This window comes from Clostridium sp. AM25-23AC (assembly GCF_003435125.1).
Taxonomy (GTDB): Bacteria; Bacillota; Clostridia; order Lachnospirales; family Lachnospiraceae; genus Pilosibacter; species Pilosibacter fragilis.
Window position 1 is genome coordinate 86078 of the sequence record NZ_QWGI01000012.1, and the last position, 20279, is coordinate 106356.

The window sequence follows — 20279 nt, forward strand, 5'->3', positions numbered from 1 at the left end:
AAATGATGATCGATAAAGATTTTTTGAAAAATTTTGATCAGAGAATGAAGTGCGTCGGCCGATATTCGGTGCTTTGCAGCAACAGCTTTGATAAAAAGCTCTGGAAAGAATATGGGATCGAGACACGGGATGAGCAGATGAACATGCTGTTTACATTGCTCCTTTTCATTATGGAGTATTCTCTGCGGGAAGAAAACTGCACGATGGACGAGATCGCGTCATTTGTGGAGGACATCAGCTACGGATATTACGGGCGGAAATTAAACTTTGAGAAAAGTCAGGAATTTGCAAGATTTATGGTGGAAGATATCCTTGGGAACAGCGGTTCTTCCATGTATTTTAAGGCCTTTGATTATGAAAAACGGACCTATCAGGACATCAATATCCGCTATATTGACAATAAGGTCGTGTATCTGGAGAATGGCGTCAGGAGAACCTCCTACTATCTGACAGACGAGGGCTATAACATGATCCTCGCCACGATGGAGATGGAAAACAACTTAAAACTTTCCGTCCATGAGATGCTTTTTAAACTTCATATGGAAAAGGCGGATTACAATCGCGCTGTTGATGACATCAAAAATATTTTCGGTCAGCTGCGCAAACAGAGCCAGAAGATCGAGGAGGCAATTTTAGCCGTCCGGAGAAACGCTTTATCCTATTCCGTGGAAGAGTATGGAAAATTAGTGGAGGACAATATCAGCACCGTGGTGGAGACCAGGGAAAAGTTCCGGCTCCACCGCGATTTTATTGAAGAAAAAATTGAAGAATTCGAAGAAAAGCAGATGAATGCGGAAGAGTTCACGGAAAAAGAAAAAGCGAATCTGGGAAATCTCAGGACGATCGGACGGTATCTGACACAGACGCTGGACGAGCATCAGCGGATCCTGGGACAGCACTTTGACCTGAAGAAACTGTACGATGAGGAGTTGGAAAATTATTCCAATATGACATTGGTGCAGCGGTTTCCGTTCCGGAGTGATGTCTATGACAAGATTTTGAAGGATGCGTCACTTCTGAAAAACGCGGATAAAATATTTGCGCCCCTGTTTAGCAGCCGGATCAATAAGATTTTCAACCCGGAAAAAATGATGGAATATCAGAAAAAGCTAAAGAAATCAGATGTGGAAGATGAGTCTATGGAATTGGATTTTGATGAGGAAAAATACAACCGGGAAAAGGAGCAGAGCAGGCAGGAACGGATGAAAAAATATGAGGGCTGCGTCAATGTGATCCTGGAACAGCTGGCAATCCATAAGGAAATGACACTGGAAACATTAAATATCAGCTGTAAAGAGGAAGAACGGGAACGGCTGCTTCCAACTGCGGAAATATTCAGGGAAGTCATCATCGAGTTCCTGACAGCCGGAACGATCGATATCGGGACGATTCAGAAAGAACAGACAGACTATCTCATGGATGCCTCAGAGGGCTTTGTACTGAATGAGATGCTTCTGGCTATTCTGGAAGACCGGAGATACCGGAAAATCGGGAAGATCCATATATTCCCAATGGAAGACGGGAAACATGTACATTTTAAAAACGTGATGGACGAAGCCGGGAACCGGAGAAATTTCAAATGTTCCAACGTGGGATTTTGCTATGAGGAGAGATAAGAGATGGCATACGAAGCAGAGATGATCACATACAGCCAGAAAATATTTTACTACCTTTTGTGCCATGGTGCGTTAAGCGATCTGGACGCGGGAGTCAATGATCTGTACCGCGCCTATGTGGAGCACGAGGAGGTCATGAATTTAGTGAAAAATCAGGCGGAGATTGCGGATTGTAAGATCGAGAGATACGGAACCACGATCTATCTGATGCCGGATATCGACAATAAATATCTTGGATTTACGAAGGCAGATCTGAAAAAAGAATTATGTAAACCCAATGCCACGGACCGGGACTACTATCTGGCTCAGTTTGTGATCCTGACGCTGCTTGCAGAATTCTATGACGGGCAGGGAAGTACCAGCAAATCCAGAGAATTCCTGAAACTCGGAGAGCTGCAGAATATCGTGTCAGAGCGGTTGAAGGCGGGACTCGCGCTTGAACAGGAGAGGGAGCAGGATGGAACAAATCTTTACACCGAGATGTACGAAACGGTTCTGGATTATAAGAGCATGAGTGAAGCTTATGAAGCGTTAAAGAGTGTGGAGGCAGGCAGCCGGTCAAAGTATACGAAGGAAGGATATGTGAGCATTATCTGCAATTTTCTGGACCGGCAGGGGCTGATCATCTTTATCCCGGAAGATGAGATGATCAAGACCACGGCAAAACTCGACAACATTATGGAATACAAGATCCTGAACAAGGAAAATTACGCAAGGATCATGGAGACATTGGGGGAGACACATGAGTAAGATATCGCGGATCCGGATTTTAAACCTGAACTACAACAATAATACCATAAAGATCGACGACGAAACCTTTGATCTCGGCGGGCAGAATACGCTGATCTCCCTGCGGAACGGCGGCGGAAAAAGCGTGCTGGTGCAGATGATCGTGAGTCTTTTTGTGAACCGGACATACCGGGATTTCGGAGATCGTCCGTTTAAGAGTTACTTTACAACGAATCGTCCGACGTTCCTCATGACGGAATGGATTCTTGATAATGGAATTGACCGTTTTCTGGCGGGGATGATGGTGCGGAAAAACCAGAAGGAAGATAACGACACGGAAGAGCTGGAAATGTACACATTTACCGGGAGCTATTCGAATGGCTGTAAATATGACCTTGACAATCTTCCGATCATTCGACAGGACGGAAATAAAAAGATCCTGAAGGGCTTCGGAGAATGCAAAAATCTTCTGGAAGAGATCAGCAGGAATGAACCGGGAGATTTCCGCCTGTATGATATGGCGAGCCAGTACGGGAGACGCCAGTATTTTTCCACACTCCGCCAGTATCAGATCAACAATAAGGAATGGGAGAGCATTATCCGGAAGGTAAACCAGAAGGAGTCCGGACTTTCGGAGCTGTTCCAGAACGCAAAGGATGAAAAGGATCTGGTGGAAAACTGGTTTCTGCGTCCCATCGAGGATAAATTAAATCAGGAAAAGAATAAGATCGACGAGTTCCGGAAGCTGGCATTCCAGTTTATTGAACAGTACCGGAGCAATCAGTCGAAGATCCTCCGCAAGGGGATCATTGAGCAGTATTTTGAGGACACGAAACCGCTGAAAGATATGATTGATGATTATGCGCAGAAAGACCGGGACGCTGTGAATCTCAGAACGGAGATGATTCTCTATGCGAAGTCGCTCCGGAAAGAACTGGATCGGCTGCAGACAGAGATTGCTGCCGGTCAGGAGAAGTTCGAACAGATCGAGAGAGAGCAGAGACAGATCGTTTATGAACAGCTCTCCTACCAGATCTATCTCAGTGAGGACCAGAAAACGGAGATCCTTTCACAGAGAGCGCAGCAGGAGATCGAGATCACAAGACTCACTTCTCTGAAAAATCATCTGCTGCGGAAGATCGATACATATGATCTTCATAAGATCTATCTGGAATTAAAGGACTTTGAACGCCAGAAGGCGGAGGTGGATGCGAAGCTTCAGGTGCTCTTGCAGAAGACGGAAGAATCGAAGGATGAGATCGAGAAGATTGGATGCCGGTTATATGCGCTGTACTCGGAAAATGCCAAAAAGCTGAAGGATCAGAGACAGTCGGAGGAGAAAACACTTGCAGAAACGGAAAGAGCCCGGGAAAATGCGGAACGGGAGCGGGACGAGAAGGAGCGGGAGATCCGGAAATTAAGCGGAGATATCGGAGCGAAAGAGAGCAGGGTCAGGAGCTATGATGAGGTGGAAGACTCCTTTAACCGGGAGTTTAGCACCGGTCTCAGGAGAAACCTCCTTGGGCTTTATGAAGATGGAGCGCTGGAGATTTTCCGGAAGGAGATCGATGCGGGACTGCAGGAGAAGAAAAATAAGTCGGTGAAATACGCCCGGAAACTTATGGAACAGGAACAGACCCGGAAAAAGCTTTCGCAGGAAGCTTCGGACGGAACTGTGACGTTAAATGACATTGCCCATAGGTTAGACCATGTTTCTGAGAAACTTGCAGATCTGGAAAGACAAAAAACGGAACGTCTGAGGATCATGAAATACGTCAATGTGGACGAAGAACATCTTGACAGAAGAGATCTGATCCTGGATCAGCTTGACGGAAAGATCAGGGAACTGGATGTCGCAAGAAGCAGCTTGATCCAGAAAAAAGGAGATCAGGAAAAGCATTTCAGACAGTTAAAAGAGGGAAAGACCACGGAGCTTCCGGAAAACATCAGGACTTATATGGAGCAGAACGGGATCGACCTTGTATACGGAATGGAATGGCTCTCGAAAAATGGCAGGACGGCCACGGAAAATGCCGAACTTGTGAAGAAGAATCCGTTTATCCCCTACTCGATCCTGATGGAGCGGTCGGTCCTTGAGCGGTTTCAAAAGAACGGGGAGGAATTATATACAAGCTTCCCGATCCCGATCATCGTGAAGGAAGAGCTGGAACAGGAGCAGGAACATGTGGATCCCAGGTTTGCGGATTATGGGAATGTACATTTTTATGTCATGTTCAACACACATCTTCTTGACCGGGAGGAGCTGGAAAAGATTCTGGAGAAGATCCGCCGGGAGATCGAAGATCTGAAAAAGGCGGTGGAGGACAAGGACGCCGATCTTGAGACCTACAGAAACTACCGGAGTGTGGTTGAAAATCAGACGTTCAGTATAATTCTCTGTCAGCAGACAGAAAAAGAGATCAGTAGTCTGAAGGATGAGAGGACAGCCTTAAAAGGACGTCTGGAAGAGATCTATCGGGAGCAGAGCAGGCTGGAAGAGGAGAAAAAAGAGATCGAAACGCTTGCGGATACGGTAAAGGAACAGATCGACGGCTTAAAGAGAATGGACGTACAGTTTGAGATCCTCCTAAAAAAATATGATCAGTATGAGACGGACCGGACAAGTCTGGAACGCCTGAAAAAGGAGAATCATGAGCTTACGGAGAAGCAGACAGCGCTTTCCGTGCGTCTGGGTGAACTCCGGGAACAGGAGATGGGACTTAGGGCACTGGTGAAGGAATTTGCGGAGAAGATCGACCGCGAGGAGAAGAAACAGGCGGAATTTGAAGAGATCGCGAGAACAGCGGAGAACAGGGATTTGTCTTCCTTGGAGCAGATGACTTCGGAAGAGCTGGAAGCGAGATACTATGCGCTGACAAAGGTGATATCGGACAGTGTGGAAGAGCTTAAAAAGTCACAGACGGACTGGATCGGAAGAATCAGCGGGAAGAGGACGGAGCTCAAAAAGAAAAATGAGGACAGTCAGATCCCGGAGAAAGAATACCAGAGTCTCGTGTGCCCGGAAGAACAGTATGACGCATGGAAACGGCAGAAAAAGCAGACGGAGAGGGAACTCAACAAAGCGAATGAAGAAAATACGGCTCTTGGAAGAAAAGAAGGTGCGCTGACAACAACGATCACGCTCTATATGAGGAATCTGAAAAAGGAAACCGGATATGAGCAGCCGGCAGAGAGAAAGACGATCACAGATACGGAATTCGAAAAACGTCTGAATCTCAAGGAATATGAGCTTACGGCACATCAGAAGAAATTGAGTCAGCTTCGGGAGAGAAATATACAGATAGCTTCGCAGGCGGCAGGCGTGGAGGAATATGTGGATGAGTCGATTCCTGCAGAGTTGATTTCTGGAGATGGCCTGAGTTCTGCAGATGAACGGATGTCTGTGGGGCGTTCGATCGCGTCAGGTGGTCTGATTCCAGAGAGTGGGGCTGACGCGTATTCGGAAACCGGAGAGAATAAAATTCTTTTTGCCATTCAGGAGCGGATCCCGGATGTACGGAATGAGGAAATGGATGTCATAAAAGGGTACCAGAAGGAGATCCGCAGGAAGATCACGGAGAGTTCCAAGGCACTGGACCGGTGCAGGGGTGATGTGTCTGAGCTGATCCGCGTGATCGCGTCCGGAAAAACGTATGCGGATGATTACTTTAAGAAGACTTTCGAAAGCCTGCTCTCCCAGACAGCCAGCCCGCGGAATCTGTTCAGGCAGTTTGAAATGAACCGGCAGGCGTACGAAAATCAGCTGGAAAAACTGGAGATCGATCTCGCCCATATCGATGACGAACAGAAAAATCTGGAAATGATGTTTCTGGAATACGTTGAGCAGATCAATGCGAATATCGGCATGATCGATAAGAACTCTACGATCTCTGTGAGGGGAAGAAGTCTGAAGATGTTGCGGATCCAGGTGCCTGACTGGGAGACGGAGAGAGAGCATTTCCGGCTGAAGCTGCATGACTATTTTGAAAATATCGTGAAGCTTGGAATCGAGACGATCGAAAAAAATGGAAACCTGACAGAGTTTCTGGGAAGAGTGATCACCACCAGAAAACTGTATGACGATGTTGCTGGGATCCAGAACGTGAAGATCCGGCTGTACAAGATCGAGGCGGAGCGCGAAGTGCCGATCTCCTGGTCCGAGGTATCCGCCAACTCCGGCGGCGAAGGCTTCCTGTCCGCCTTCGTGATCCTGACCTGCCTTTTAAGCTACATGCGGCGCGATGAGACGGATCTCTTTACCTCCGGTGAGGAAGGGAAAGTCCTGGTCATGGACAACCCGTTTGCCCAGACAAATGCGGAGCATCTCTTAAAACCCCTGATCGAGATGGCAAAAAAGACAAACACGCAGCTGATCTGTCTTTCCGGCTTAGGCGGCGATTCCATCTACAACCGGTTTGACAATATCTATGTATTAAAGCTTGTCGAATCCAGTATCCGGAATGGGGTACAGAGGGTGGATGTGACCCATATGAAAGGTGAGGAGACGAAACGGATGGTATTGTCGGAGTTTAAGATGGAGCAGATGAGTTTGTTTGAGATGATGGAAGAGTAATAGCCAGAGTAACTGTTCAGTAGGTCTGTGCATTTACTGCGCTGACCGTAAGAAAACTTAGAATAGAAGGCAAAAATCCTATCGGCACAGCCGATTTGGAATGGATTTTTGCACGTAACTGTGAGGGTACTGAACAGTTACCAGCCAGGGCATATTTCCAGGACAGAAAAGGAGTAAGAATGTTTTGAACATACAGATTTTTGGCACGAAAAAGTGCAATGATACGAAGAAGGCAGAGCGGTTCTTTAAAGAGCGCGGTATCAAATATCAGTTTATTGACATGAAAGAGAAGGGAATGAGCAAAGGCGAGTTTCGTTCGGTTGCAGAGGTCAACGGCGGAATCGAAAATATGGTCAACTGGTCTGGAAAAGATAAGGATACGCTTGCGCTGATCAAGTATATCGCGGATGAGGATAAGTTAGAGAAGATTCTGGAAAATCCGTCCGTGCTCAGGACGCCGGTTGTAAGAAACGGGAAACAGTCCACACTGGGGTATCAGCCGGAGGTGTGGAAGGAATGGAAGTAGTAAGCGGCAGATAGGAGCAGGATGGGAGTGGCTTATCTGCTCATGCTCAGAACTCAACTGAAATAAGATCATTTATTGGGAAAGAGGAAATTTTTATGAAACAGGAAACCATAGACAGAATCCGCAAATTCACCGATGACCGCGACTGGGAGCAGTTTCATTCTGCCGCGAACCTTGCGAAATCCATCGTCATCGAGGCAGCAGAACTCCTGGAGTGCTTCCAGTGGAACGATGAGGAGTATGACCTGCAGCATGTAAAAGAGGAGCTGGCGGATGTGATCGTATACTCCCAGAACCTTTTGGACAAGCTGGGACTTGACGCGGATGAGATCGTGAATATGAAGATGGGGAAGAACGAGAGAAAGTATCCGGTGGAGAAGGCGAAGGGGAAGTCGGCGAAGTATGATTGCTTGTGAAAGAGTGTAGATATCGCCCAATGGACTGATTCTGAACAGAGGTTATCGCTGGGCATTTAGAATGAAAGAAGCACCAGAACCGGTGAAATGCCGGAAATGGTGCTTCAAGTCTATTTTGAGGTTCAGGCTTCCCTGTCCTTAAGATATTCTGCAAGACTGTAATACAGCTCTCCCTCTCTTCCGCGTGTCTGTTTTGCAGCCGTCATGGAATTTAGAATCGCTTCCTGTTCGGCTTCCGCCGCAGCAAGAAAAGCCCGGTTGATCACATGCTCCGGAATTGCTGATATCTGGAGCAGTTCCTCCTCGCGACCGGATGGGATCCGATTTGCGGTTGTAAAGCCGATCATGACTTCCCCGCTTCCATGTCCCGTATAACCGCCGGTTCGTGCGATGCCAACCCCTGTTCTTTTAAGGATCCGTTTGAGCTGACGGCTTGTCAATGGGAGATCGGTAGCCAGAATGCTCATGATCGAACCTTTATCTTCTTCGGATGCAGCCATATCATTCTTTTCCTGCTTCCATTCCAGAATTTTTGGACCAACAGCCTCTCCGTTCAGTACAAAATCTTCGGTTGCACCAAAGTTTGACTGAACCAGAACGCCGATGGTGTATTCCTTTTCACCAATACAGATCACGCGGGATGCAGATCCGATTCCACCTTTCATGCCGTAGCAGATGGTACCGGCACCGGCACCGACATCCCCCTCTTCGAACTCCTCGGCAGCAGCCGCAAAAGCCTGCCGCACTTCTTTTTCACCAACTGCACGCTTCTGGATCTGGTTGATCCGGCAGTCATTGCACTCGCCAACGACCGGATTGATGCTCATGGGTTCCAGCCCATCGTTCTGGCACTGCTCGATCACGATACTGGCAAGTGCATCCCAAACCTTTCCGACATTTAACGTATTTGTAAGGGCGATCGGCGTTTCAAGGGTCCCAAGCTCTTCTACCTGTACCAGACCGGCACTTTTTCCAAATCCATTGTGGACATAGGCTGCCGCCGTATAGTGATTTGCAAATGCATTGTCCGGTCCAGGGATGATCACGGTCACACCGGTATGATTTTCTTCTGTGTTCACAGTACAGTGTCCTACCAGTACACCAGGTACATCCGTAATCGCATTTCTTTTTCCTGTTTTCACTCTTCCGGGTACGATTCCAAAGTCCCGAATCCGTTTTTTCTCCACGTTGATTTCCTCCTTGGATTTTGTCGGCTATTTCTAATGATTGTATCATAGTTTGTGAGAAATAAAAACAGGATGAGAGGAATTTTCACACCAATCGTATTTATAGGATATTTTATTTACCAACATCCAACGGTGAAATGTTGTCGATAAGTACTTTGCCATTTTTTATGTTAATAGGAAGAAAGAACTATTAAATACGGCAAAATAAAAGTTGAATATTCATAATAAAATGGATTTGTTGCCGATATTATGGTATACTTATAAAAATAGATTTGTGACTGGAAAAGTGATCGCATGAAGAATGTGAGGGAAACTATGCTTGAAAATAAATTAGGTATTACAGATTCTACAGAATTAGCAAGAATGGAAGAAAGAATCAGTAAGCAAAAAGCGCTTGAAATGTTTGAAAGTGGCTTTTTTGAGACATTAGAACCAGGGACTTATAAAAGTCTTGCGATGATCCATCAATGTCTTTTTGATGAGATTTATGATTTTGCCGGTAAATTACGAAAAGTTAATATTTCAAAAGGAAATTTTAGATTTGCTCCGCTGATGTATTTGGAAACAGCGTTACAGAATATAGACAAAATGCCACAGTCAACTTTTGATGAAATTGTCGAAAAATATGTTGAAATGAACGTGGCTCATCCGTTCCGAGAGGGAAATGGGAGAAGTACAAGAATATGGCTTGACTTGATGTTGAAAAAAGAAATCGGCTATGTGGTTGACTGGAGCAAGGTGGATAAAGAAGATTATCTGCTTGCCATGGAGCGAAGTTTTATCAAAGATATCGAAATAAAGTTTCTTTTGAAAAATGCACTTACGGATCATGTAAATGATCGAGAAATTTATACGAAGGGTATCGATCACAGTTTTTACTATGAAGGTTATTATGTGTTTAAGATGGAAAATTTGACGGACACAAAGGATTAACTTGATTTAACGTTAGAAAAGTGGAGGGATATGGATGCAATATCGTTCAGTTAATGAAATAGCGAAAAAATGGAATGTGTCGGAACGAAGCGTTCGAAATTACTGCGCCCAGGGGCGTGTGAACGGTGCGTTTCTTACCGGCAAGACATGGAATATTCCCGAAAATGCAGAGAAGCCGGAGCGTTCCAATAAAAAGAAAGAACAGCCGATTACCTTGCTGGATATTTTGCAGGAGCAGAAGGTAAGTAAGTATTCCGGAGGCATTTACCATAAGACACAGATTGATTTAACATATAACTCCAACCATATCGAAGGCAGCCGTCTGACCCATGATCAGACCAGATACATCTTTGAAACCAATACCATTGGTGTTGAAAAAGAAGTGCTGAATGTGGACGATGTGATTGAAACAGCAAATCACTTCCGCTGTATTGATATGATTATTGGTCATGCAAAGGCAGCACTGACAGAGAAGTTTATCAAGGAACTTCACTTGATTCTGAAAAGTGGTACCAGTGATTCCAGAAAAGATTGGTTCGCTGTAGGCGATTATAAAACAATGCCGAATGAAGTTGGCGGCGTGGCAACCGCACTTCCGGAAGAAGCTGCCGATAAAATGAAGGCCTTGCTGACGGAATATAACGCCAAGGAAGAAAAGACCTTTGAGGATATTCTGGACTTCCATGTGAAGTTTGAGCGGATCCATCCGTTCCAGAACGGCAATGGCCGTGTGGGCAGATTGATCATGTTTAAGGAGTGCCTGAAATACAATATCGTTCCGTTTATCATTGAGGATAATTTGAAGCTGTCCTATTATCGTGGATTGAAGGAATGGGACAACGAAAAAGGCTATCTGACAGATACCTGCCTGACTGCGCAGGACAAGTATAAGGAGTATTTGGATTATTTTAGGATTGCTTATTAAAAGTGGTTCAAAGAGTAAAGTAAAAGGGCAAATTCGCACTTTGAGATAATTAGATGACATACATTTTAAAGACAGGAGTAAGTACATGTTCTATACCAAATATAGATTGATAAGGATGGAATAAAAAGCATGGAGAAATTGATCTTTTCGCTGGTTTTGCTATTGACTACAAAAATCATTTATCTGATCACAGGAAGAAACCGACGGCAGATAGCGCGTATCCCCAAAGGGATGGCAATCTTATGCCAGCCGCCAGGACGACGGTATGTCGCTTATGCAGTAGGCGTATTCCAACTTCTTTTTGTTGCCTTTTTCCTCGTACTTTACATAAAAGACGGCGCACCTGCAGAAGCGCGGCTGATGTGGAGCCTGCTCGTCATAACTTCAATCTTGAGCTGCATGCTTCTGATTTTCAGCGGGAATGTGGCAGGTCGGGACTGCGTTTATTTTAACAGCAGGGAAGTCCGGATTGAAAAGCCCTTTCGCAAGTCCAGAACCTTTCAGTGGGAGGAAATCCGAAAAGTAGACGGTAACTTTGACAATGCAGTCAACTTATATCTTCTGGATGGAACCAAGGTTCTTACCGCAAGGCTCGGAATGGTAAATTATGATGTATTTTGCGATATGATCAAGAAAACATGCCCAGAAAAGATTGCCAGCTACTATCGTTCCCATATGTACGAAGAATCGCAAAAATGTATTCTGCGCTATGGCTCCGAGTATTATCTTCTGGCAGCTATGGGCATCGGCATTCTCCTGATTTATATGGCAAGTCTGGTGCCCGCAGCAGCGGAGAACAGCATCATACAGCAGTTTCTGCAGGGTGATTTCTCCCAGAGGTTCGCGCTTTGGTTTGCACCTGTCTGCGGAGTCATCAGTATCGTGTTCCTGGTTGTGATGCTCAATACAAATATCCGGTATTCACAGGAAAAAATGACCATCAAATACCCACTGCACAGAAAACGTGAACTTTACTGGAGAAACATCCAAAGAATCGAAATGGCTGCAGTGGAAAAAACGGAAAAAGCGGAATGGATGAAGCTGCGGCTGTACACACGGGAAGGTACTTACAAGATCAGTTTCAAATTCCTGACACATGGAAAAGATGAATTTTTATCCATGCTTTTCAAGATGATTCAAAAATATGGAATTTCCTGCATGCAAACAGATAAATAAACAGAGTTAAGACGGAGATCGGAGCGACTAAGCGAAAGAAAATCCGTACTGTGGACTTCTGCGACACACTGGCGGCAATTCTTAAGACAGCCAAAGCCGAACAGCACAAAAACTGCTTCCGATACGGAGAACTGTACAGCCTCAACTATTACAGTGAGGTCAAAGAAAAAGACTGTACTTATTACGAGGTGTACAGTCTGCCGAGAACGGAAGAAGTCCCTGAGGGATATATTGCCAGATAAAATAAATGCACTTTGGGAATAGATTCTTTTGTTAGTTATATGACGAACAGTACATAAGCCTTGAGGTTTAAGGAGACAGAATGGTATATTGTGATTTCAGTAATAGTTTATATAAACAAAAGATACGATTATCGGAGATGCAGATTATTTTACAGCGTTAAATGATGTTGAAAAATATGCTCTCGATTCAAAGAAAGATAGCGTTTTAGTTAAGGGACTTTCATTAAGTGAATTGGAAAGTTTAAGGGGATAAACATTTCAATCAAATTGAAATTTGCGAAGGAAGTGCAATGATAGAATTAAATTCTAAGATTAAGAATGCTCTAATTAAAATTGGCTTTATTGAGCGATATGAAGAATTATCTAATAAATTTAATGCTAAAAGAACACCTTCAAGTAATCGTTTGGCTTATATTGATAGTGAAGAGGTCATGGAGATAATTCAAAATTTAGGCTATTCTCCGGTGTTTGATGTAAAAGAAAAATTTTATAAAATCAAGGAAGAACAAATTGGAAAGATTACTTTGGAAGTTCATATTATTCTGAGATATGGAATGGTAGATTTAGTTTGGATAGTCAGAGAAAATGGAGAATTGCTTCTTGGGGCTCCTTGGGGAACATATTCAAGGAGACTTATTGATAATAATTACAGGATAAAAAAACCTATCATAGGAACATATGAGGATTTAGAAGAAATTTTGAAAATTACTTTTAAAATGTATGAAGACTTTAAGAGTACATTAACTGGTAATTAGCTTATTTAGCCATTCTGGCAAAAGATTAAAACTAGAAGGATATAAACAAGCATCATTAGCTGTATTTTATGTCAAATTATATAAATATATGATTTGTATACGAGGATAGAGAACAATGAATTCTGATATGACAAAGTATTGTTATCAACATTTTGAAAATGCTTACAATATTGGGTGGAATACAAATTTTGATAGTACAGTGGAAAGTAAAGAGACATTTGATTCAATATTCATAGAAAAGTTGACTTCTTATTGTGAGAATCCATTAAATAGCGACTTGAATGGTGTATGTCGTGAAACAGAGATTGATGGAAAAAAGTATGTAAAAGGGTTTGGAGAAATACGTATCATTGATTTAAAAAAGAAAATAAGATATGCAGCTCCTAATGTTATTATAGATGATATATTAAGTGGAAAATATATACCGCCAATAGAATTTATCGATGCAGTTTTAACAGGACCGACTTTTGATTCTGAAGAATATCAGGAATTTTATTTGAATTATTCGGAAAAAAACTTTTGGGGAGAAAACGAAGAAAATTTTGAAAAAATAGCTAAGGTATTGGAATTGGCAGGAGATTTGGAGGGCTTTAAAGATTATATTTTGAATAACGATTTAATAAATATAGTTGTCCCTGAAGGTTCGTTACTTAATTATGCAATCACAGAAGGGAAAGAAAAGGAAGCACTTTGGCTTATTGAAAATGGTATAGATATTAATGCTTTTGACGGTTTGGAACTTATGACGGCAATAAAAAAGAACAATAATATAATTGCAAAAAAATTAATAGATGAAGGTATTGTTATTAATAGTAGAGAGATGAACGATAATCCTTTAGTTAGTGCGATTCGTTTTTCAAATGCCTTTCTTGTAGAGGAACTTATGAAAAATTACAGGGATTTGATAGTAGCTTATTCAAACGAATATGTAAGAAATTGTAGTGTTTTAGATATTGCTGAAAGAACGAAAAATGAAAAAATAATAAATATAGTTAAGAAGTATTTAGTATGATCTATTGATGTTAACATAAATTCAAAAAATTTGATAATAGTTGCTTTTCAGGTTTAAGTTCGTAAGAGAATAATAATTTTTTGATATGTTTATAGGTTGCTATGGAGATTAAACTAATAGAACAATTAGGACTTAATGATTTAGATGTAGTGGAAGCGTTGATAGATGATTTAGAAAATGCCGTAAGTTTATTTAATTGATTGGAAGCAACGGTGTACAAGGGGTACAAACAAGATTAAAAAGAAAAGATAGATTTGAAAGTAAGTAGAGTGGGATAATCCAGAAGTTAGAGCTTAGATTTTCCACTCTACTTGAACGTGGTCGCTAGTTGCGCTGATTGAAATAATCAGGCCGTCAACGGCTTTCCTTTTGTCGTCAAATTCAATGCTGTCCCAATGGTCGAGGTAATAAGAGAGTTCCTGCTCCTTTTGGGGTGACATTGTTTCAATGGACATTTCCGCAATCTCCTTTGAAATGGTCTGGCGGCGAGTGTCCAGTTCTTCAATTTTTTTGTTAGCATAGGCAAGAAGTGTTGCGTTGGCTCCGGTTAGCGTATCAAGTAGTTTTTCAATCTCGGCTTCAACTTGCGCCAGTTCAATTTGATGGGCGGTCAGTTTGGGATTGACTTTTTCCTCCCGGCTATGGCGGACTTGAAAATTTTTAAATCTCGCCCGCATAGCACTGAAAATAAATTCCTCAAATTCAGATTTACGGATTTTACCACAGCCCGGGCAGCCTTTATTTTCAGTCCGTTTACTACAGCGAAAATAGCCTTCGCTGTTCGGAACGTGTGTTGCCTTTAAGGCATATCCGCAACACCCGCATTTAACTTTTCCGGCAAGCCATGTATTTTTCGGCTTACGTCCTTGTTGAAAACTCTTATTTGTCATTAGCTTCTTCCTGCATTTCAGCCATACATCAGACGGTATGAGCGCTTCATGTGGAGCGATTACAAGTATCTGGTCTTTCAGGCTCCTGTCTTTATCCTCCTTCACGTCCCGGCCCTGATAGAGATAACAGCCATTGGTTCCGGCAAAATCGGAAGCGTCATTGACAATAGCCGCCCCCTGGCTTTTAAAAAATTCGTAGAGTTCTAAATCTGCTTGTGCGTAAACAGGATTTCTTAAAAGCTGTGAAATAAAGGTACGGAATAGCGATTTACCGTAAACTTTGATGTTCTGTTCCTCAAAGTACCGTGTAATGTCACCAAAAGACGTTTCCGGCTCGGAATACATTTCAAACATGAGCTTTACATATTGGGAAGTTTCGGGGTCTGCCACCATCTTTTTTGTGCGGATACCTTCAACCACTGTCGGCTCCAACTGATAACCATAGGGGGCCTGTCCGCTCATGTGAAAACCTTTCAGGCACCGGGAGTAGTAAGCGTCCGTGACGCGTTTCTGGATTGTCTCACGTTCAAGCTGTGCGAATACGATACAAATATTCAGCATGGCCCGCCCCATTGGGGTTGAGGTGTCGAACTTTTCTGTGGACGAAACAAACTCCACGTCATATTCCTGGAACAGCTCCATCATGTTTGCAAAGTCCAGAATGGAACGGCTGATTCTGTCCAGCTTATAAACGATTACCCGCCGCACCCGGCCCTTTCGGATTTCTCCTAACAGCTTTTGAAACTCCGGCCTGTCCGTATTCTTCCCGGAATAGCCTTTATCCTTGAATACTTTACAGCTTCCGCCTTTCAGCTCATACTTACAAAAATCAATCTGGCTTTCAATGCTGATACTGTCCTTACGGTCTACCGACTGTCTCGCGTATATACAATCTTCTCTGATAATGTCCATATTGGGCTCCTTCCGTATGGAATGGAGCTACCAACCTTACAATTATATTATACCATAGGCAGCCCCGGACAACAATGTTGCGGTTGATTAGTAAAATCTGTCCGTGTATTTACTGAACACATCATATAAGTGATTTTCGATTTCTCTTTTTCGCTTGTTCTTTTCATCCGGGGATAGTACCGGAATTAGATTTTCCAATACGATAAGTTTCCCTTGAAAATATACGGATTGTTTTTCGCTTTGGTATGTAACAGATTGAACCATCGAAAACCTCCACTTTTCAGTACGGATGAACAGCGGCCAGCTTCCCTCTTGTCTGCTGGGGAAACCTAAAAAAGCGGCTCCCTGGAAGGAACTGCCCTTTGAGCTTTCCCCAGCCTCGGGCCACGTTGGCCCGAAGCTAATAATCGCCGTTATAATATTTCTGTTCAGCCTCGTTGAGTGTGTATAAGTCAAACACTCCATAAAGCTGATTTACTACACGGCTAATATCTTTATGGGTGAATCCACAGTCCTGCATGGCCATAATCACATAGCCCCGGCAGGCGTCATTACTCCATATATTCAGCGTTAATTCTGGACTAGATATATTTTCCTTCATAAAATTCTCCTGTTCATAGAAAAATATGGGGCCCAGCCAGAACGGTTGCCCTATCATCAGACAGTAATAGAGGAAGGGCCCCACAGGTTAGAAAGTTTTTTCAGATAGACCGGACGGACAGTTGGCTTTTTGTCCCATAGCATTTCAGCTCTCCCCATTCTGATGGCAAGGCGATCTCATTACCTGCGACGGCTCACGGTTCGCAACACCGCTGCACGCTCGGATTGTGACTAATCGCAAGTATCCGGGTTTTGTGTTTTGTCCGGCAGACCTGCCACAGTCTGCCTACGGCATGGGCCTGGTCGCTCTCTCTAGTGTAAAAATAGAGGTCATGGCGGGCCTGTCACTGGACACAAGCACCCTTCGTATCCGTCTATCTTTTATTCAGTTTTCAATCTGCGTGAGGCGTGTCCCGCTTCGGGCCAATGTGGCCCGAGGCTTTGACTGCCTCTCATAAGCCATTTCATTTTTGAGGCGAAATCGGTACACCTTATAAAAATTTTTTTAAAATTTTTTCCAAGTTCCGAAGGCCGCGCTCAATGGCGAGCCGCACGACCTTTTCATCCACACCCTCGGCCCGGGCAATGTCTTGTTTCGTCAAGCCGAGAATGAAATGAGCGTAAATGCGCTTTGCCTGTTTGTCGGGCAGTCGTGAGATGGCGGTATAGAGTTCTTGTATCGTCACTTTACGCTCATACAGTTCATAGGGAGAGAACGCAACGAAAAGCGCCTCATGCTCAATTCCATCATTCCGATCCAGGGAGTAATAGGCTTTGTGCCGGTATGTACGCAGACGGTAAGCGGCTTCCTTCCGGTCAAACTCCTTGAACATTTCAACAACATCTTCTGGTACTTCCATAAAGTAGTCTGACGTATAAAAAGGGTAATAGTCCCGTAAATTTATAATAGCCATATTGAACCTCCGCTTTGTTTTGTGATGGATGGACAACAAAACAGAAGCGGCGGGGAGCGTATATGTAGGCTGAAATTTCTGAAATTTTCAAAAAATAACAGTGAAAAATCTATAAAATAGTAAAGATGGCTACTCGTTCTAAAAAAGCCTCGACAGCTTATCTCAAGACTGGCTCTGTTTCGATAGCAAATCCTGAAATAAGGTGTCGAACATAAAAAAAGCTCAAACAAATAACAGCTTGTTTGAGCCTTAAAAAAGTTTAAATTGGAATAAAACTCCTCCCATCTAGGAGGAGGTAAAGCAAAAGGGGCGTTGCTTCATCTATTTTTTCTCAATAATCTAACTCATGTTATTAGCAACCTCCGCGTAAAAATCTCGTAGTTCTTTTATTATCATATAATGTATTTTTTGCAAAATTTGTCGTAGATAGGAGGCAAAAATAAAAAAATAGAGTAGAGGATATGTTAATGGTTAACGTACCTCTACTCTATCTAATTGTTACTAAAAATTTTCTTTTAAAAAGGTTGTTACAAAACAGACTCAATTTACTATATATAGTATATGTCAATTATTAAATCTACCATATACAGAACATTACTTTTCTCTTTGCAACAACCCTTTTAAATTGTATAATTGCTTTCACTTAATCAGCATTATTTTTTATCTGATTGAATAGCCATCCTATAATTCGAGCTATACAGTATAAAACACCAAGTCCAAGGACGGAGCATACAACTAGAAAAAATATAGACATTGCCGACATATTTACATCAACACCTTTTTGAATAGGACTCTACTTATATTATTCTTAATTTAATACGGTAGAAACTTCTCCATTAAAAACTTCCGTTCTTAAAGCGAAAGAAAGTGTTCCTACTCCGCCGACTACATTTGCTCTCATAGAGCCAGTCACTTCGGCCGCTTTGCTTGAGGTAGATGTTGCACGGCCAATGGCTAAACTTTCATCTTCAACCGTTCCGCCAACACAGTAGGTATTTAAATCACGTGCATTAGAAATTTTCCACTGGCTACCACTCTTTGATAAGTCAAATCTGTAATCCATACCTGCGACACCCCAAAATGCATCCGATTTCCACGTTCCTTCAGTAGCAGGATCACGAGTTAAAGGAGGCGTATAGCTAAGTGTCACTGTTACCGGCTGACCGTCCTTCTCGAAATGTAATGTTTCCGAATAGGGCTGGCTTTCGTCAAAATTATTCAGATCGACACTGAATGTTTGTCTCTGTTCTGGAGAATCAGCAGCAAGAGCACTAAATGCGCTACCAACTACCATGAGACTCAGCGCTACCAACAGACCCAATGCCTTTTTCAAACCTTTCTTCATAAATGACCTCCTTGAGACTTTACCATAGTAACAAACTCAGATTTTTTAGCGCCCACCATTATGTAAGGCACTATTCTCTCAAATTCTCCTCCTCTATAGCCCCAATGGTATCCCTCCCTTTACTAATCGGTTATGAGCTTTTTATAACTAACTGTAGTATACCACAGAATCCCTATATATGCAATATAATCTAAAAATGGTAAATAAAACTTAATAAATTGTTAATTATCAACATATATCGTATATTTTTCTGATATAAAAACCGGGTATTCAAGTTTTGTGTTTTGATGTTTGAGTTAAAACGATAAAAAGAAAGAGAACTTGTTGATATAAAAAAAATATCATTCTTTTTGCATAAACATATAAAAACTCGAAAAGCGATTGATAAATCACCGAAAATTTGTGGCGAATTTTCTTAATATAGATATTTTAAGGAGGTATTGCGTAAAACAATAGATGTTGTATAAACTCAATAATCTTTTTTGCAGTATATTGCTAAATAGCTAAATGGCAAGCAATGCCTCTGTGGCCACAAGTGGCACAAAGGCGGCTTGTTGGGGCTCGCCCCAAACCCGTATCTTCGGGCCAACATGGCCCGAAGTGTCAGCGTCGCTTTGCTCCTTATTTTCATAACCTTAACGCTCCTTTTCCTGCGTTCGTCCCGGCCCGGTGTAGCCCATCAGAGTGTCAATGTTCGCCTTGATCGTGACGATCTCCTGCATATCCCGTCGTGCCTTCTGGTATTCTCCATAGAGCTGTTTTTTCTTTGCTGTGAGCTTGCGGCCTTCCTCCTTCAGCACATCCATTTTAGGGAGCTTCGCCCCGCCCAGCAGAGAGCGCATTTCCGCTTGTGCAGCCCGGTACAGTTCAAGGTCGGCCTCATGCTCCGCAAGGAATTTCCGGCTGTACTTCGTCGCCTTATACTGCTCAAAGACTGGACGGGTTTTGGCATACTGAATCGTTGCGGCCTTTAGCCCGGCATTGGTTTTCATGGCCTGTTCCGTCTGCTTGATCTGCTCGGAAATGGCATGAAAACGGTCTGCTGCCTCGGTGGCTTTCTGTGCCAACTGCTCATAATCGGTCAGGCCATTGTCCTGTATATAGGCAAGGGCAGCAGCCATCTGCTTAATGTTAAATACCTTCGCCCAGCGTTCATATCCCGGCCCCTTACCGGCAGCCAGCTTCGCTTGAATATCCACCGCCAGACTGATTTTCCGCTCCGAGTGCCCGGGGCGTTTTTCTTTGCCCTCAATGGCGGCCAGAACATCTTGCAAGTCGTAGCCGTCCCCCAGCGTGGAGGCGCGCAGACGGGTGAAGCGTTCCTGTCCCTGCCCGGTCAGCCGGAAGCTGATACCGCCGCCCCGAACCTTCTTGACCTCATATCCGGCCCGCTTCATCAGATTGAGAAATTCGTCCAGATCAGCGGGGCGTTCCGCCAGCGCAGTATCAATGGCAAGGCGCAGTCTGTCCTGATAGGAAAGCGGCCCTTTTCGTTCTTTCTGCCATTCTCCATAATTCCGATACTTGC

15 protein-coding genes and 2 pseudogenes are annotated in these 20279 nt (G+C 43.4%); 11 read left to right on the plus strand and 6 right to left on the minus strand.

Annotated elements, in window-relative coordinates:
* Positions 1-2: 2 nt before the first annotated feature.
* The 5 genes from DW677_RS09065 to DW677_RS09085 all read left to right on the plus strand — a co-directional run bounded on the left by DW677_RS09065 (position 3) and on the right by DW677_RS09085 (position 7860).
* The gene (locus DW677_RS09065; protein ID WP_117513830.1) at positions 3-1616 is read left to right on the plus strand and encodes a hypothetical protein; all 1614 of its coding nucleotides are present in this window, start codon (positions 3-5) and stop codon (positions 1614-1616) included.
* 3 nt (positions 1617-1619) lie between these two features.
* Positions 1620-2366: a DUF6063 family protein gene (locus tag DW677_RS09070; RefSeq protein ID WP_117503407.1), complete on the plus strand. Its 747-nt coding sequence runs from the start codon at positions 1620-1622 to the stop codon at positions 2364-2366.
* The gene (locus DW677_RS09075) at positions 2359-6918 is read left to right on the plus strand and encodes a hypothetical protein (RefSeq protein ID WP_117567003.1); all 4560 of its coding nucleotides are present in this window, start codon (positions 2359-2361) and stop codon (positions 6916-6918) included. The genes DW677_RS09070 and DW677_RS09075 overlap by 8 nt, the downstream gene beginning before the upstream one ends.
* Positions 6919-7102: 184 nt before the next feature.
* The gene (locus tag DW677_RS09080) at positions 7103-7444 is read left to right on the plus strand and encodes an arsenate reductase family protein (RefSeq protein ID WP_117567004.1); all 342 of its coding nucleotides are present in this window, start codon (positions 7103-7105) and stop codon (positions 7442-7444) included.
* Positions 7445-7539: 95 nt separating this feature from the next.
* A complete protein-coding gene (locus DW677_RS09085) occupies positions 7540-7860 on the plus strand; it encodes a nucleotide pyrophosphohydrolase (protein WP_117567006.1) in 321 nt (106 codons plus the stop codon).
* Between the two features lie 122 nt (positions 7861-7982).
* Here the strand turns inward: DW677_RS09085 and DW677_RS09090 are convergent, their stop codons facing one another.
* On the minus strand, positions 7983-9047 hold the full coding sequence (locus tag DW677_RS09090; RefSeq protein WP_117567007.1) for a P1 family peptidase: 1065 nt from the start codon (positions 9045-9047) through the stop codon (positions 7983-7985).
* A gap of 315 nt (positions 9048-9362) precedes the next feature.
* On the opposite strand from DW677_RS09090, the gene DW677_RS09095 reads away from it, so the two are divergent.
* The 6 genes and pseudogenes from DW677_RS09095 to DW677_RS09120 all read left to right on the plus strand — a co-directional run bounded on the left by DW677_RS09095 (position 9363) and on the right by DW677_RS09120 (position 14090).
* Positions 9363-9980 (plus strand): Fic family protein, encoded by a 618-nt coding sequence (locus DW677_RS09095; RefSeq protein WP_117567016.1) that lies wholly within the window; start codon positions 9363-9365, stop codon positions 9978-9980.
* 34 nt (positions 9981-10014) lie between these two features.
* Positions 10015-10905 carry a Fic family protein gene (locus tag DW677_RS09100; RefSeq protein ID WP_117567009.1) on the plus strand — a complete coding sequence of 297 codons (891 nt, stop codon included), beginning with the start codon at positions 10015-10017 and terminating at the stop codon, positions 10903-10905.
* Positions 10906-11034: 129 nt separating this feature from the next.
* On the plus strand, positions 11035-12081 hold the full coding sequence (locus DW677_RS09105; RefSeq protein WP_117567011.1) for a hypothetical protein: 1047 nt from the start codon (positions 11035-11037) through the stop codon (positions 12079-12081).
* A gap of 8 nt (positions 12082-12089) precedes the next feature.
* A pseudogene (locus DW677_RS18750) lies at positions 12090-12302 on the plus strand (site-specific integrase); the annotation flags it as partial.
* A gap of 311 nt (positions 12303-12613) precedes the next feature.
* Positions 12614-13078 carry a hypothetical protein gene (locus DW677_RS09115; RefSeq protein WP_117503413.1) on the plus strand — a complete coding sequence of 155 codons (465 nt, stop codon included), beginning with the start codon at positions 12614-12616 and terminating at the stop codon, positions 13076-13078.
* Positions 13079-13193: 115 nt separating this feature from the next.
* Positions 13194-14090 (plus strand): ankyrin repeat domain-containing protein, encoded by an 897-nt coding sequence (locus DW677_RS09120; protein WP_117567012.1) that lies wholly within the window; start codon positions 13194-13196, stop codon positions 14088-14090.
* 293 nt (positions 14091-14383) lie between these two features.
* On the opposite strand, the gene DW677_RS09125 is transcribed toward DW677_RS09120, so the two are convergent.
* From DW677_RS09125 to DW677_RS09145, 5 genes and pseudogenes are all read right to left on the minus strand, one after another.
* The gene (locus DW677_RS09125) at positions 14384-15892 is read right to left on the minus strand and encodes a recombinase family protein (RefSeq protein ID WP_107001168.1); all 1509 of its coding nucleotides are present in this window, start codon (positions 15890-15892) and stop codon (positions 14384-14386) included.
* A gap of 400 nt (positions 15893-16292) precedes the next feature.
* A complete protein-coding gene (locus tag DW677_RS09130) occupies positions 16293-16493 on the minus strand; it encodes a hypothetical protein (RefSeq protein WP_107001169.1) in 201 nt (66 codons plus the stop codon).
* Between the two features lie 490 nt (positions 16494-16983).
* Positions 16984-17406, minus strand: a complete 423-nt coding sequence (locus DW677_RS09135; RefSeq protein WP_107001170.1) for a sigma factor-like helix-turn-helix DNA-binding protein — start codon at positions 17404-17406, stop codon at positions 16984-16986.
* A gap of 808 nt (positions 17407-18214) precedes the next feature.
* Positions 18215-18751, minus strand: coding sequence for a hypothetical protein (locus tag DW677_RS09140; RefSeq protein ID WP_107001171.1), 537 nt, complete (start codon positions 18749-18751; stop codon positions 18215-18217).
* A gap of 635 nt (positions 18752-19386) precedes the next feature.
* Positions 19387-20279 (minus strand): annotated as a pseudogene (locus DW677_RS09145) (relaxase/mobilization nuclease domain-containing protein); the annotation flags it as partial.